The 15284-nt window shown below is 56.2% G+C and carries 11 protein-coding genes and 1 pseudogene; 1 reads left to right on the forward strand and 11 read right to left on the reverse strand.

The annotated features are described in order from the left end of the window. Positions 1-186: pseudogene (locus NLX71_RS23265) on the forward strand (IS1634 family transposase); the annotation flags it as partial. Between the two features lie 250 nt (positions 187-436). On the opposite strand, the gene NLX71_RS23270 reads toward NLX71_RS23265, so the two are convergent. The 11 genes from NLX71_RS23270 to mutS all read right to left on the reverse strand — a co-directional run bounded on the left by NLX71_RS23270 (position 437) and on the right by mutS (position 15239). Further along, entirely contained in the window at positions 437-1417 is a 981-nt protein-coding gene (locus NLX71_RS23270) for an AAA family ATPase (protein WP_254366180.1), read from the reverse strand. 226 nt (positions 1418-1643) lie between these two features. Next, a complete protein-coding gene (locus NLX71_RS23275) occupies positions 1644-2300 on the reverse strand; it encodes a SanA/YdcF family protein (RefSeq protein ID WP_254366181.1) in 657 nt (218 codons plus the stop codon). After that, the gene (locus tag NLX71_RS23280) at positions 2300-2689 is read right to left on the reverse strand and encodes a Fos family putative thiol transferase (RefSeq protein ID WP_254366182.1); all 390 of its coding nucleotides are present in this window, start codon (positions 2687-2689) and stop codon (positions 2300-2302) included. The genes NLX71_RS23275 and NLX71_RS23280 overlap by 1 nt, the downstream gene beginning before the upstream one ends. A gap of 342 nt (positions 2690-3031) precedes the next feature. Continuing rightward, the gene (locus NLX71_RS23285; RefSeq protein ID WP_254366183.1) at positions 3032-3748 is read right to left on the reverse strand and encodes a peptidylprolyl isomerase; all 717 of its coding nucleotides are present in this window, start codon (positions 3746-3748) and stop codon (positions 3032-3034) included. Positions 3749-3854: 106 nt separating this feature from the next. Continuing rightward, a complete protein-coding gene (locus tag NLX71_RS23290; RefSeq protein WP_254366184.1) occupies positions 3855-6686 on the reverse strand; it encodes a PBP1A family penicillin-binding protein in 2832 nt (943 codons plus the stop codon). Positions 6687-6854: 168 nt separating this feature from the next. Continuing rightward, the gene (hfq, locus tag NLX71_RS23295) at positions 6855-7094 is read right to left on the reverse strand and encodes an RNA chaperone Hfq (RefSeq protein WP_063180435.1); all 240 of its coding nucleotides are present in this window, start codon (positions 7092-7094) and stop codon (positions 6855-6857) included. 12 nt (positions 7095-7106) lie between these two features. After that, complete coding sequence (gene miaA / locus NLX71_RS23300) at positions 7107-8081, reverse strand: tRNA (adenosine(37)-N6)-dimethylallyltransferase MiaA (RefSeq protein ID WP_254366185.1); 975 nt, start codon at positions 8079-8081, stop codon at positions 7107-7109. Beyond that, positions 8075-8848 (reverse strand): class I SAM-dependent methyltransferase, encoded by a 774-nt coding sequence (locus tag NLX71_RS23305; RefSeq protein WP_254366186.1) that lies wholly within the window; start codon positions 8846-8848, stop codon positions 8075-8077. Before NLX71_RS23305 ends, miaA begins: the two co-directional genes overlap by 7 nt. Next, on the reverse strand, positions 8849-10828 hold the full coding sequence (mutL, locus tag NLX71_RS23310) for a DNA mismatch repair endonuclease MutL (RefSeq protein ID WP_254366187.1): 1980 nt from the start codon (positions 10826-10828) through the stop codon (positions 8849-8851). It abuts the gene before it with no gap. A gap of 135 nt (positions 10829-10963) precedes the next feature. After that, positions 10964-12412, reverse strand: coding sequence for a S41 family peptidase (locus NLX71_RS23315; protein WP_254366188.1), 1449 nt, complete (start codon positions 12410-12412; stop codon positions 10964-10966). Between the two features lie 34 nt (positions 12413-12446). Continuing rightward, the gene (gene mutS / locus NLX71_RS23320; RefSeq protein WP_254366189.1) at positions 12447-15239 is read right to left on the reverse strand and encodes a DNA mismatch repair protein MutS; all 2793 of its coding nucleotides are present in this window, start codon (positions 15237-15239) and stop codon (positions 12447-12449) included. Positions 15240-15284: the final 45 nt, after the last annotated feature.

Below are 15284 nucleotides of genomic sequence, written 5' to 3' on the forward strand. Positions count from 1 at the left end.
AAGCCGACAGGTCAAGTCTTGCTTGTCATGCTGCAGCAAATCAAAGTGATGCTGATTCGATATGCCGACCGAACTGAACGCGTGCTGACGGACAATGCAGATGATCTTGCCTGCCGGGTGGTAGAAATGGCGGGGTACGACATGACCATCTACACCGCGAATCCTGTCGAAATCACAAGCCGCTAAGTCCATACAGACACTGTATGATGATCCGCTGTCGAAAGAGGGAGAATGACGTCGAGTTTAGGCGACCATTCTCCCTCCAAGCCCCAGAATAGTTTTTCTTGAATCGCATCAGCGGTTACTATTATTCATTTTCGTTTACTGACATGCGAAATGCGGGTTCCACCTTTGACTCATCGGAGCGCTTGTCCCTTTTTAGCGCAAAAAAAAGAGGCATGAGGCCTCGCCTTTGCTTTGAAAGCGCAGCATTCCGCTACGACGGTTTCAGGTTAAAATAGGTCTCTTCCTCTGTTCTGCCATTGATATGAAAATCCTCATGCGTCAGATTCAACAGATCCTGCTTCGTCAGCTTTCGTGCCCTTCGAACCAGCCTTACAGCCTGAAACCTGATCGCTTTTTCGATTAGATTCCTAATGTGACGGGCATTGCTGAAATTCAGATTTAGTAACTTTTCCTGCATCAAATGGTTCTTGATCTTATGGATGGCTTCAGGAAGAATAACGTACTCCCGTTCCGCCGCCATTTGCTTCGCAATCTCGATCAATTGGTCTATTGTATAATCAGGAAAATTAACCTGAATCGGAAAACGGGAAGGCAGGCCGGGATTCGTCTTTAAAAAATCCTCGATCTCTTTAGGGTAACCAGCCAAAATAAGAATAAAATCGTTCTTGTGATCCTCCATGGATTTTACTAAGCAATCGATACTTTCTTTGCCGAAGTCTTTATCTCCGCCTCGGGCCAAGCTGTATGCCTCATCAATAAACAAAATGCCGCCGAGCGCTTTTTTGACCATTTCTCTTGTCTTCAGGGCAGTATGGCCGATGTATTCGCCAACCAAATCCGCTCTTTCCACCTCGATCAGATGTCCCTTGGAGAGCAGCCCCATGGATCTGAACAGCTTCCCGATAATTCTGGCTACACTTGTCTTTCCTGTACCGGGGTTGCCCTTGAAGATCATGTGATATACGTTGGAGCTGACCTGGAGCCCCTCTTGAGAGCGAAATTGCTTGATTTGCAAAATCGCATAAATTTGAAAAACAAGCTCTTTGATCTCGTCTAAGCCGATCATCTTATCCAGTTCTTTGTAGATATCCGAAAATGCTTCCATGGCTTGCATGACGTCTTTTGAATCAACTTTTTCCTGCACAGGAAGCGGCTCAGGAGAAGTTGACTTGAAAACAACATTGATTTGCCGGTCTCTCGTCGTAATGAGCCTGTTTGTTTCTGGAGTCATTTCATCACCTTCCCCTACCCTAATTAATAGTCGGCCGGAGGAAAATTTATAACTCTCTGATAAAAACTAACGATGCGCGTGCAATGAGAAGCTTATGGACAACCCTTGGCTGCAAAATGGACTACAAAAAAACTCCCTCTATTCTAAGCTCATAACGAGCATATGGTAGAGGGAGTTGCGCGAGCGATCAGGCCTTCTTATCGTCCCGCGGCTTGACCCGCCAGACTCAGGTGAACGGTCGGTATCCGAATACGGACCGCATTTTGTCCCACTGCCATTTCGTGAACGCGAGCGTTTCCCTGCTCTTGTGCCAAGCCATCGTAAGCACACTGGAGTCCATCGGCGATACGGAAGGAGACTCGTACCCCAGGAAGCGCGCCATATCGAGCGCACGCACCGCATGATAGCGGTGGGTGACGATAACCGCCGAAGTCCAGCCGTGATCCTGCATGATCTTTTGACTGAAAAGCATATTTTGCAGCGTGCTGCGCGCTTCGTTTTCCAAATAAATGGATGCGCTCGGCACTCCTTTCTCCACCAAGTAGTTGCGCATCCCCTCCGCTTCCGTCAGCAGCGAATCCACATAGTCGTATCCTCCAGATACGATGATGTGGGGAATAACACCGGCTTGGTACAGCTCGACCGCACGGTCCAGCCGTTCCTTTAACGCCGGGCTCGGCGTCGTTTGCCATAAGGCCGCTCCCAGCACGATTCCAACGTCGTGCGGCGGCAGTTTCTCGTCCGGCAGCGTAGCCATCCGCCATTGAATGAAACCGACCCATAAAAGCGCCACAGCGCCCACGGCGAGCATGAATCGGAACAACTTTCTGACGGTACGGCGAAGCCCTGGCTCAATCGGTTTTACGCGGTCTACCCCGGTCATCAAGACCACCCCTTCATACGTTCCGCTAAACTGCCCGTAAACAGCTCCAGCTCGGTGCCGTCCGGATCGAGAAAGTTGATGCTGTACCCGCCTCCCCGCTCCAACGGTCCCCTGACGATGGGAACCCCCGCCCGCTGCAGCTCGGCTGCCGCGTCGTGGAAATCTTCTTCCGTTATCGAAAATGCAATATGGTCAACGCCATAACCCGGCCTCTCCGAAGAATCGTAGCTTCGTTCGATCAAACATACCCATGCGCTTCCCCATTCCAAATAAACGTCGAACCGGCCGCGATGAACGAGCTTCATTCCCAGTAAAGATTCGTAAAATAACAACGATTTGGACAAATCGGATACGCGAATCGTCACATGATTAAACCCTGTAGCTTTCAACTCAAACTCCCCTATACTGTTCATTCGACGAGTCCAAAAAAGCGCGCAACAGCCGCAAATAATCCGCAAGCGCCCCAGCTCATACGGCCCGCCGGTAAATCCATGCAGCAGCAAGCAAACTCGCGGTTCATGATTCGGTAAGATCGACACTTCTCATTTAGGCGAGCGAGCTTTCAACTTTCAAACGCTGCTTGATCATTTGGACTCTCTTCTTAGTAGACGCGAGACAGGGGAGTTTCGTTTCAAAAATTCAACGGCGTTTCCGAATTTTTAAACCGGCCGCCCCGCCATACGATTGCCGATCAAAGCAAAAGCAGCGTGGCATGCCACGCTGCTATCAACTTATTTCTCGGTGATCGCAACCGATTCGATCGTCACTTTCTCGGTTGGAACGCTTGGAGTCTCATCGTTCCCCTGCTTAACGGGGGTCTCGGCGATCTTCTGGATAACATCCATGCCTTCAACCACTTTACCGAAGATGGTGTAGTTCAGGCTCAACGATTTGCTGTCCTCGCCGGTGCAGATGAAGAATTGGCTGCCGTTCGTATTTTTCCCGGAATTGGCCATCGCGACGATTCCCGGCTCGTATTTGCGCGACGTTTTCAGCTCATCCTCAAATTTATAGCCGGGGCCGCCCGTACCGTTGCCGAGCGGGTCGCCCGTCTGGATCATGAATGTCTTGATGATCCGGTGGAACGTAATGTTATCGTAGAAGCCTTCCTTCGCCAGAAAAACGAAGTTGTTTACGGTCTTCGGCGCTTCCTTGGCGTACAGCTCAATCGTAAATGCGCCTTTGGACGTCGTGACCTTCGCCTTGTACGATTTGGTCGGATTGATGGACATCGCGGGCGGAGACGACCAAGATTTTTTGGCGGCCTGCCCGGTGCCGGTTTTCCCTCCTTCTTGACCGTTCGTTTGCCCGGCAGTTTGGTTGCTGTTCGTCGCGGGCTCTTTCTGGGCTTCCGGAGCGGGCTTCGTGCCGCAGCCGGTCGTAATCATAGCGAGCAGCGCGGCGGCGCATGCCCATTTTGCCGTTTTTCTTACCATTTCTGCATTCATCGGATCGATTTCAACTCCATTTAAGTAAAAATTTATACACATTTATTATACTACGAGCTTCCGATAAAATGAAAATCCTTCCACACAGCGGGACAACACGATCGCATTATCGTCCCGTCTGTGTCGTTGATCCTGCCGGAGCGGAATCGGCGCCTGCTCTATCCGTCGTTCCTGTGGAAGCGCCGGAACCGGTCGTGCCTCCCGCTGCTCCGCTGCCGCCTCCGGAAGAGCCCCCAGTTGCCGCGTCCGCACCTTTGACGGTTCCTGGACCGCTTTTTCCGCCGCCCGTTCCAGATGTTCCTTGGCCCCTGCTGCCGTTCGTTTGCGCGCCGGAGTTCGTGCCTCCGGTAGCGTTGGCGCCTCCCGTTCCTGTCCTTGTATCGGTTCCGGCTTCGCTCTCCGTTGCGGGGCGTCCCGTCCCCGCTCCTGCTCCGGTACTTCCTCCCGGCTGCGTAGTCTCGCTACCGGGTCGTGTACTGCCGCCTCCTGTTCCGGGCTTCGTACCTTGTTCCGTGCCGGGGCGAGCGTCCGTCCCATTTCCGCCTTCCTGATCAGGACGCTGTCCTTGGCCCGGCAGATCGGTTCCCGTTCCGCCGTTCCCCGGTTGTTCGGTTCCCGGCGAATTCGGGTCAAGCTTGCTGTTCGGATCGGTTCCCGGGTTCAGCGGGTCGAGCGGATTCCCGCCGACCACATCGACCTTGACCGTCGCCACGTTCGAGCGCCCACCGGTCGTATTATTCTCGGCGTTGTAAGGCACTACGACATATTCATACGTATCCGGTTGGGGAATGTACTCTGAAAAATCCGTCATCGTCGTACTCTCTAATGGCTCTGCCGGGAAGTCGGACATCTTGCTGTCTTTGCGGAAAATCTGGTACGTAATATTGTCGCCAACACCGCTCCAACTGAGCTGTACCTTCGAATTGCCGCCCATCACGACATGCTCGGCCTTCAAATCGGCGATTCCTTTCGGAGGCGCGGTCAGATCCTTGACGCCGTCCGGCCGCTTGAAGGAGGTCATCGGGCGTTTGGCCAGCGCTTTTTGCATGACCTCCTTGAAAATAACGCCGGCACTGCCGCTGCTCATCGAAACGTAATGCTTCGAATCCGTTTTATCGAAGCCCATCCACACGGCCGCCGTCCATTCCGGCGTATAACCGACGAACCACAGGTCGCGGTTATGTTTTTCCAGCCCTTTAATATCGAGCTGCGTGGAACCCGTCTTGCCTGCCACCGGGCGATTGAATTTCGCCGCAGTTCCGGTACCGCCCGGTTCGACGACGCCCTGCATGAGCTGGGTCATAAACCAAGCCGTCTTGGCGCTCATGACGGACTTGGTTTCTCCTTTGAACGGGGTGACTTTGCCGTCGCCTGCGACGATTTTGGTAATGGCGTGCGCGGTTGGCAAATTTCCGTTGTTCGGGAAGGCACTGTAGGCCCGTGCCATTTGCAGCGTCGTTACGCCTTTGTTCAATCCGCCAAGCGCAATCGCCAGGTTTCGGTCGTTTTTATCATCGAGCTCAATACCCAATTTTTTGACGAAATCTATTCCTGTTTTGACGCCGATCTGGTTCAAAAGGTCGACGGCCGGAAGGTTCATCGACTTTTTGACCGCATCGAACATGCTCACTTCGCCGCGGTATACCCCATCGTAGTTGCGGGGCGAATAACCGTTATACGATTTCTGCACGTCGGGTATCCTGCTGTACGGATTGTACTTGCCCGATTCGATGGCCGGCGCAAAAGCGACAAGCGGCTTGAACGACGAGCCCGGCTGCCGCGGCTGAGCGACTGCGCGATTCAAGCCGCGGGCAACGTAGTCCCGGCCTCCGATCATCGCGACAATGCCGCCATCCTCATTGTTCAGGATGACCATGCTGCTCTGCATTTTCTGCTCCGGTCCATCCTTTTGGAATAGCTTGTTGTTCGCATACGCCTGTTCCATAATTTGCTGGGCGTTCGGGTCAAGCGTCGAATAAATTTGGTACCCGCCCCGCAGCAAATCGTCCTCCTCGATCTTATACATATCCCGCGCTTCCTTAAGGACGTAATCGATATACGTCTGGTACTGCGATTTGACCGTGTTCGTCTGAGGCACGTACTCTGCGGCAGCGGCTTCGGCACGCTGGGCCTCCGTAATGTAGCCCTGCTCCTCCATCAGCTTAAGCACAACCGCCCGGCGATCCTTCGATTTATCCGGGTTCGAGATCGGATTGTACGTGTTCGGCGCCTTCGGCATGGCCGCGAGTGTAGCCATTTGCCACAGCTTCAAGTCATTCAGATTGGAAACCCCGAAATACGCTTTGGAAGCAGCTTTCACACCATACGCCCGGTTGCCGAAATAAATTCGGTTCAAGTAATACGTTATGATTTCGTCCTTCGTTTTTTCTCTCTCAAGCGCAAGCGCAATGGACATTTCCGTCGCTTTACGGAAAAACGTTTTGTCCGAGCTTAAAAATACGTTTTTGGCGAGCTGCTGCGTGATTGTACTCCCGCCCTCAACCATGCTTCGCGCGACAACATCCTTCACGAGAGCGCGTCCGACGGAAAACAAATCGACGCCTTGGTGCTGCTCAAAGCGTTGGTCTTCCGTGGCAATGAACGCCTGCTTCAACAAATCGGGAATCTCGGCCTTGTCGACATTTTCCCGGTTTTCCACCTTCAAAACGCCCGCTTCCTTTTCGTTCACGTCGTAAATAATCGACGCTTCGCTGAAATTCAATTTGTCGATATTGGCTTTTAAGATATTGGCTCCATTCACCAAGACGAAGATGTATACCCCCATCCCGCAAATGGCGGCCAGCGCGCCGACGACAAACGTCCATGCCAGAACTTTGCCTAAGGTAATCTTCTTCTTCTTTTTCTTCGGTTTTGCGGATGATGTCGGTTTCTTCTCCTTCGGTGCTTGGCCCGGTGTTCTGCTGTTTCTTCCCGTCATGCCCCGACTCCCTTTCTGTGTCCGTGTGCAATGCACAGCCTGTTTAACCTGCATCAAGGCTTACTAAACAAAGAACAACCCTAACGAGCCGGGTTGCTCTTATGCTTCGTATCCATAGACGTACGGGAAGCCGAAAAAGTTGCTCCTTCCGCTTCCACCAAAAATCCGCTATTCGGCGTTGTTTTCCTGCTGCATGAGTGATACCGAACGCTGCGGCGTAAAAGTCGAAATCGCATGCTTGTACACCATCTGCTGTCGTCCTTCGCTGTCGATAATGATCGTAAAGTTATCGAACGCGCGAATCACGCCGCGAATTTGAAATCCATTGGTCAAATAAACGGTGACCGGAATGTTCTCCTTGCGCAATTGGTTCAAAAACGTGTCCTGAATGTTGATTGACTTGTTCATCAATGGGCCCCCTCAAAAATGGTTAACGCCAAATGTTAGCTTGTCTGCTATTATAGCACGAATCTGGTCCAGTTGGGTAGTAAATTCTTCCATTTCACTCATATCCACCCAAGCGATGTCCTTCATATGCCGGAACCAGGAAAGCTGACGTTTTGCAAAATGACGCGTGTTCTTCTTTAGTAAATCGACGGCCCCTTCCAAAGAATACTCTCCCTGCAAGTACGCCGCAATCTCCTTATAGCCGAGCCCCTGCATGGAAACGAGCGACGGTCCGTAACCTTTCGCCAGAAGCCCCCGAACCTCCTCGACCAGCCCTTGCTCCAGCATGAGATCGATTCGCTCTTCAATACGTTTATATAGTAAAGCTCTATCCATTGTCAACCCGACGATACACAATTCGTACGGGGTCTGTTTTTTTTGCGTTTTCAGCTGGTCGGAAAGCCGTTCTCCGGTCATGTGAAAAATCTCAAGGGCCCGGATAATGCGCCGCCGGTCGTTCGGATGCAGGCGCTCAGCCGAATCCGGATCGATCTGGCGCAGCCGCTCGTGCAGTGCTTCCGCGCCGTGCGCTTCGGCATAAGCCTCCTGCTCCGCCCGAAAAGCCTCGTCCGAGCCCCCTTCGCTGAACCGGAAGTCGTAGCAAACCGATTCGACATAAAGGCCCGTTCCTCCGACAATAAACGGCAGCTTTCCACGGGAATCGATATCCCCGATCAGCGATACGCACCGTTCTTGAAATTCCGCAACCGAAAACGGATGATCCGGATCGTAGATGTCGATCATATGATGCTTGACCCGGGCGAACTCCTCCGGCGAAGCCTTGGCCGTACCGATATCCATCCCCCGGTATACCTGCATCGAATCTCCGGAAATAATTTCCGCGTTGTATTCTTCGGCCAGCGTCAAGCTCAGCTTGGTTTTGCCGACGGCGGTCGGGCCGACCAACACAAGCAGCTTCGGCCGATGCCGGTCCGTCTCTGTCAGCATCTTATCACTCCGTAAGCTATTTTGGTGGAAGACCGGTGCACTTCCGCGAAGCCTAGTCGGTCGAATTCCTGACTGTCCCGGTGCTCCTTTATCACTACCATCCGACGAGCGACCCGCCGCGCTTCCGCAACCGCTTCTTCCGTCAGCGCCCGGTCGTCGGCTATGCCGCGGATCGCCTTGATCGAGGTCGATTCCGTGATCGGCTTGCGAAACATCGGATCGAAGTACACCAGATCGGCGCTGTCCGGCGGCAGCGCACGCAAATACTCGGTATGATCCTGACGGATCACCTCTATGCGACGCATCGCTTCGTTCAGTCCGGGCACCTCCGAATGGTAGGTCTTAAGACCTTGTTCCAATAAAAAGCACGGTACCCGCGCCGTTTCCAACGCCGTCACCGCTCCTTCGGGTCCCGCCGCAAACGAGAAAACAATGGCGTCCGAGCCAAGCCCCGCCGTACAATCGATAATCCGGTCCCCAGGGCGAACGCCGGCCAGCGCCAGCAGCGGGTCCGTCTCGCCGTTCAGCAGCCTTTTGATCCGGACCGCCGCCGTACTGGGATGAAAAAACAGCGGCAGCCGCTGTTCGTGATGGTATTCGATCCGCTCTTTCGAGATCAGTAAAATATCCTCGTCCCCGTACCGCTCCCGCAGCTTGGCCAGCGTCATCCGCCGCCGCCGGATGCAGCGCCCGCCAAGCGTGCGCGCCAGCGCCTCCGCCTCGCTCAGCTGCGCGGGATTCGGGTCATAGGAGGTGGTAACGAACAACTACATCACCCTTTTAAACATTTTTTCCAGCTCGTAAGTCGAAAAGCTCACAACTATAGGTCTTCCGTGCGGACACGTATACGGATTGCGGCAGGCCGCCAGCTGGTCGAGCAGCGTCTCGATTTCCAGCAGACCGATGCTTTGGTTCGCCTTGATCGAAGCCTTGCAGGAGCACATGATCGCCGCTTTTTCGCGCAGCTTGCCGATGTCAACCTGCTTCTTCTCGCCCAGCACCCATTCGATCATTTCTTCGATAAGCGCTTGCTCTTCACCCGAAGGCAGCCAATGTGGATACGCACGGACGAGGAACGAAGCCCCGCCGAACGGCTCCAGATAGACGCCCGCCTGCTCCAGCTGCGGCAAGCGGTCGGCCAGCTTCGCGGCTTCGATCGTGGTAAATTCCAATGTCAGCGGCACAAGCAGCTCCTGGCTCGCTTCCGCAGGATTGCCGAATTTTTCGTAATAATGCTCATAATTGATCCGCTCATGCGCCGCATGCTGGTCGATCAGGAACAGTCCTTCCTCGTTCTGCGCGACGATGTACGTGCCGTGAAGCTGCCCGATCGGGTGCAGCTTCGGAAAATCCGGCAGCGCCGGAGGCTGCTCCGCCTGCGGCGTCATCGCTCGCAGCAGCGCCTCCGAGGCCGCCGCCGTCTCGCTCGGCGCAAGCCGCTCGCGCTCCGCGCCCGGCTGCGCCGCGGGGCCCGCGGACGTCGAGCGCAGCTGCGGCTCGCCCGCATCTGCGGCGCTGCCGCTGCGCTCGGGCGCTTCGCCGGGCGGCTGCGCCCACGGCGAGGCGCTTGCGGCGGCCGGCGCCGATGCGCTCCAGCGCTCCGCTGGCGCGGCTGCGCCCGGCATTCGCGCACCGGCGGGCTGCCCGGCAGCCGACGCCTGCGCTTGCGGCGCCTGCGGCCGGTACAGCTCCAACTGCTCCTGCACGACCGCCTCCTGCGGCCGTTTGGCCGCCGACATGCTTGCGGCCGGGATCAGCCGCTGATTCCCGAGCGTCTCGCGCACCTCGCGCTCGACGAGCTGCATCAGCTCCGCTTCCTTGCTGAAGCGCACCTCCAGCTTCGCCGGATGGACGTTGACGTCGATCAGGGTCGGGTCCATCTGCACATGCAGCACCGCAACTGGGAACCGGTTGATCGGCAGCAGCGTATGGTACCCCTGCAGCAGCGCCTGTACCATCGGATAGTTGCGGATGTAGCGGCCGTTGATCACCGTCGAGATGCCGCCGCGGTTCGCCCGGGTCAGCTCCGGCTTGGCGATATAGCCGTCCAGCCGGTAGTCGAGCGTTTCCCCGTGAATCGGCAGCATGCTTTTCGCAACAGTTGTGCCGTATATCGCCGCGATCGCCTGGAGCAAATCGCCGTTGCCGAGCGTTTGCACCAGTGTATGTCCGTTATGCTTCAGCGTAAAGGCGATCCCCGGATGCGCGAGCGCGAGCCGATAAATATAATCGGTGACGTGTCCGAGTTCCGTCTGGATCGTCTTCATATATTTTAGACGCGCAGGCGTATTGTAAAACAGCTCCCGCACCGCAACATCCGTTCCCCGGGGAGCCGTTGCTTCCGTCTTTGCGCGGACGGTGCCGCCTTCCATAACAAAACGGCAGCCGAGCCCGCTCGTATCCGGCGCGGTCAGGCACTCCACCTTCGAGACGGCGGCGATACTCGGCAGCGCCTCGCCCCGGAAGCCGAGCGTGCGGATCGCGAACAAATCCTGTGTACTCGCAATCTTGCTTGTCGCATGACGGAAGAATGCCGTCTCGCAATCGTCCGGGTCCATGCCGGAGCCGTTATCGGACACGCGGATCAGCTCCAGCCCGCCTTCCTCGATCGCAACGTCGATTCTCGTGCTTCCGGCGTCGATCGCATTTTCCACCAATTCCTTCACGACGGAGGACGGACGCTCGACCACCTCGCCCGCCGCGATCTGGTTCGCAATATGTTCGTCTAAAATGTTTATTTTGCCCATAAATAGGTCTCCTTAAAAGTCCGGCCAATCCAAGTCGATACGTGCACGGCATGATTCCGGACGCTACCTTCTCCGCATAGCGGAGTCCTGCCAAGGAAACGGAATCCGGCTGCTTTCCAGGGCCCGTTCTGACAATCAGTTAGCGCCCAGCGTCAACGTTTTGCCGTCGTCCTTCCAGCTTAGACCGCTAAAGGCTGCGGCCGTCTTCGCTACGTTGAGGTAGCCGGTGCCGTTCTTGAGCACGAAATCGGCCGCAGCCGGCGTGTACGAAGTTTTGGCATCGCCTGCCACGAGTTGAACCGACCTTGCGGCTTCGTTCCACTCGACGCTCGCACCCAGAAGAGCTGCCAGCACACGGGCCGGAACATAGGTTTGCCCATTCTCGCGAATAACGTCGAACGTTTCCTGCACTTCCGTGGCGTTTACCGTCGCGCTGCGCCGGTCGAGCGTCAAGTCGATCCGGCTGGCGCCTGCGGCGCGAATCGCCGTCAGCAGCTGCGCCATCGCGCCTTCGACTTTTTTATCCGGCTCAAGGCCGACTTGGTTCACCTTGCGCAGCTTGGGCGTCAAGTATTCCTCGAACGTCACTTTAATTGCGCCGCCTGATTTCAGCGGAATGACGCTTTGCACGCTGCCTTTACCGTACGTTTTCGTGCCGATCGCCGTAATCGCGCCGTAGTCCTGCAGCGCTCCCATCAGTATCTCCGAAGCGCTCGCGCTGTTCCCGTTCACCAGGAAAAAGACAGGGAACGGCTGCGTCGTCCCGTTCGTGAACTCGACCGGTTGATCGACGCCATTGCGGTCGCGTGTATGAATAAGCGTTCCCTGCTTCACGAACAGGCGGGCGAGCTGCTCTGTGGTTTCGAGCAAACCGCCCGGATTGTCGCGAAAATCGACGATCAGACTTTGGATGCCTTGCGCTTTAAGCGCACTCAGCTCCTTATTGACCAGCTCGGCGGCATCGCTGGAGAAGCTGGCGATGCTGATATATCCAACGTTTTGGAACCGCTTGGCAACGACCGTCGGAATCTGTACCTTTTTCCGTTTGACGGTCAGCTCTTTCGTTTGCCCGTCGCGCAATACCTGCAAGCGGACTTCCGTATCGACCAGGCCCATAATTTTGGACGTCACATCGTCGATCTTTTTCCCTACCGTCGCATCGTCGCCGACCTTCACGATGATGTCGCCCCGGAGCATCCCGGCTTCCTTCGCCGGAGAACCGGCGAATACTTCCGCAACGTATACGCCTTCCTCCTCCATACCTACTCGTACGCCAATGCCGACATATTGATTTTGGACCGCATCCTCGAACGATTGCAGCTGCTCCGGTGTGAAATACTGCGTATAAGGGTCATCCAGCGACTTTACCATCGCCCGGATGCCCGTTTCGGAGAGCTTGTCCGCCTTCGGTCCGCTTACATGGTTTTTCTCCAGCGCGTCCAGTACTTCGGCCATCCGTTCGGCAGCCGGCGACTTGGCATCTGCCGCGAACACCGGCGAAGCGGCAGGAATCAGCAGAGTTAACGCCAGCATCGTCGAGACGGTTTTTTTGCGCCATTTTGGAAATTTTTTGGAAGTATTCATCAACGGTTCCTCTTCTCGAAGTAATGGATAAAACTTAATTAGGCAGTTGTTTCTTCAACTCGTACAAAAAATTCATCGCCGTCATCGGCGTCATGTTCATTAAATCAGCCGAGCGCAGCTGCTCCAGCACTTTGTCCGCTTTGGCGTCGCGCTTGGACAGCTTCTCCGGCTTCGCTTCGTGGACGGCGAACAAGCTGAGCTGCACGATGTCCCCCACGACAGGCTCCTTCGTTGCCGCGTCCAGCCGCTCCGCTTGCAGTTGCGCGACCGGGACGGGGGCTTCCACGGTGTAACGGACGCCCGCTTGCGCATCCGAAGCGGAAGCTTCCGCGATCGTCTCCGCTCCGTTCGGAGCCTCCGGCTTGGGTTCTCCTGCATCTTGTCCATTCGCGTTCCATGCCGCCGGTTGAAGCCGGCCTTGCAGCAGCTCCGTCCGCGCTTCGAACGTATGCAGCAGCTCGTAAGAGCGATCGATGATGCTGGCGGGCAGGCCGGCGATTTGCGCGCAATAGATGCCGTAGCTCGTGCTGGCGGCCCCGCGGATCAAGCGGCGCAGGAACGTGACCTGCTTGCCGCTTTCCTTGACTGCCATGCAGTAATTGCGCAAGCCGCCGAGGCTTTCCTCCAGATGCGCCAACTCGTGAAAATGCGTCGAGACGAGCGTTTTGCAGCCGATTTTATCGTGCAGAAATTCGATGACCGCCTGCGCGATCGACATCCCTTCTCCGGTCGAGGTGCCCCGGCCCAATTCGTCGATGATGACCAAGCTTCGCTCCGTCGCTTTTTCGGTCATCACTTGAATGTCCATCATCTCGACCATGAACGTGCTTTGGCCGCCGATCAGATCGTCCGCCGCCCCGATGCGCGTGAAAATCCGGTCGATCACCGGTACTTTCGCCCGCTTCGCCGGAACGAAGCAGCCGATCTGCGCCATCAGGCATATCATCGCCACCTGACGCATGTACGTGCTTTTCCCGGCCATGTTCGGACCAGTGATCAGCAGCATGCTGCCGTCTTCGCGAGTCAGCTTCGTTTCATTGGCGATAAAGACGCCGTCCTCCAGCACGGCTTCCACAACCGGGTGACGCCCCTCCTCGATTTCCAGCGCGTAAAAGTCGCCGATTTCCGGGCGGGTGAACCGGTTCGAAGCGCTCACGTGAGCGAGCGACTGGTACACGTCCACCGTCGCGATCAGCTCGGCCAGCTGCTGCAAACGCGGAGTATACGAAGCGAGCTGATCCCGCAGCCCCACGAACAGCTCGTACTCGAGATCGACCATGCTTTCCTGCGCCTCAAGGATTAACGCTTCCTTCTCTTTCAGCTCCGGCGTCACGAACCGCTCGGCGTTGGTCAGCGTCTGCTTCCGCTCGTACCGGCCTTCTTCAAGCTGGGCTAAATTCGATTTGGTCACTTCAATAAAATAACCGAACACTTTGTTGTAGCCGATCTTCAGCGATTTGATGCCCGTCCGCTCCCGCTCCTGCTTCTCCAGCTCGGCAAGCCACTGCTTGCCGTTCGCGCTCGCTTCGCGCAATTGGTCGAGACGGGCGCTGAGCCCGGCCCGGATCATCCCCCCGTCGCGGACGGAGACGGGCGGCTCGTCCACAATCGCTTCCGCAATCCACGTCATCAAGTCCTGACACGGGTCGATCCGCGCCGCCAAAGCCGCAAGTGTGCGGGAGCCGCTTGCTTCACATTGCTGACGAAGCGCAGGCACCTGCTGCAGCGACAACTTGAGCGCGACCAAGTCACGCGCGTTGGCGCTGCCGTACGCGATGCGCGCCGTAAGGCGCTCCAGATCGTACACTTCCTTGAGCGCCTGCTTCAGCTCATCCCGGACGATTAACTGGTTATACAGCCGATCCAACGCTTCCAGGCGGTCGTTGATGTGCGCCGCGTTCATCAGCGGCTTCTCGATCCAGCGGCGGAGCAGCCGCCCGCCCATCGCTGTGACCGTATTGTCCAGCAGCCAGAGCAGCGTCCCTTTCTTGGAGCGGTCGCGGACCGTTTCCACCAACTCCAGATTGCGGCGGGTGAACGGATCCATCACCATATACTGATTCGGCTCATAGCCCCGGATATGCTTGATATGCGATAGTGAACGCTTTTGCGTTTCCTGCAAGTAGCCCATCAGAAGCGCGAGCGTTTCCCGGCCGCTTTCCGGCAAGGACGCCAGCTGCTTCTCCGAGAATAGTCCTTCCGGCGGCAAGCCGCCTCCGAGCGCAGGCTCGCGCGGCGTCATGACCGCGGTTTTCAGCCAAGCGGACGAACTGCCCCGGATTTGCTCCAGCACCGCCTCGCTTCCGAGCAGCTCCGATGGATTGTAAGCATTAAGCTCGTCGAGCAGCAGCTCGAACGAACCCGAAAGCCGCGTCACATACAGCTCGCCGGTGGAAATGTCGCAAGCGGCAAAGCCGTACCCGCCGCCGTGGAAGACGACCGCGACGATGTAATTATTCACCGTCTCGCTGAGCGAGCGGGCATCCATCACCGTCCCCGGCGTCACGATCCGGACAATTTCCCGGCGCACGACGCCTTTAGCTTCCGCAGGGTCTTCGACCTGCTCGCAAATGGCGACTTTGTACCCTTTTTCAATCAAGCGCGCAATATAATTTTCCGCCGAATGGTAGGGCACCCCGCACATCGGGATGCGCTCTTCCCCGCCACCGTCGCGGCCGGTCAGCGTAATTTCGAGCTCCCGCGCGGCCAGAACCGCGTCATCGAAAAACATTTCATAGAAATCGCCCAAACGGAAAAACAAAAAGGCGTCCGGCGCCTGCGCCTTTACAGAAAGATATTGTTCGATCATTGGCGTATATTTGGCCATGCTTCATCCTCCAACTGCCTGCTTGCGTCTTCACATTTCGCTGCC

It is taken from the genome of Paenibacillus sp. MZ04-78.2, assembly GCF_024213375.1.
Classification (GTDB): Bacteria; Bacillota; Bacilli; order Paenibacillales; family NBRC-103111; genus Paenibacillus_G.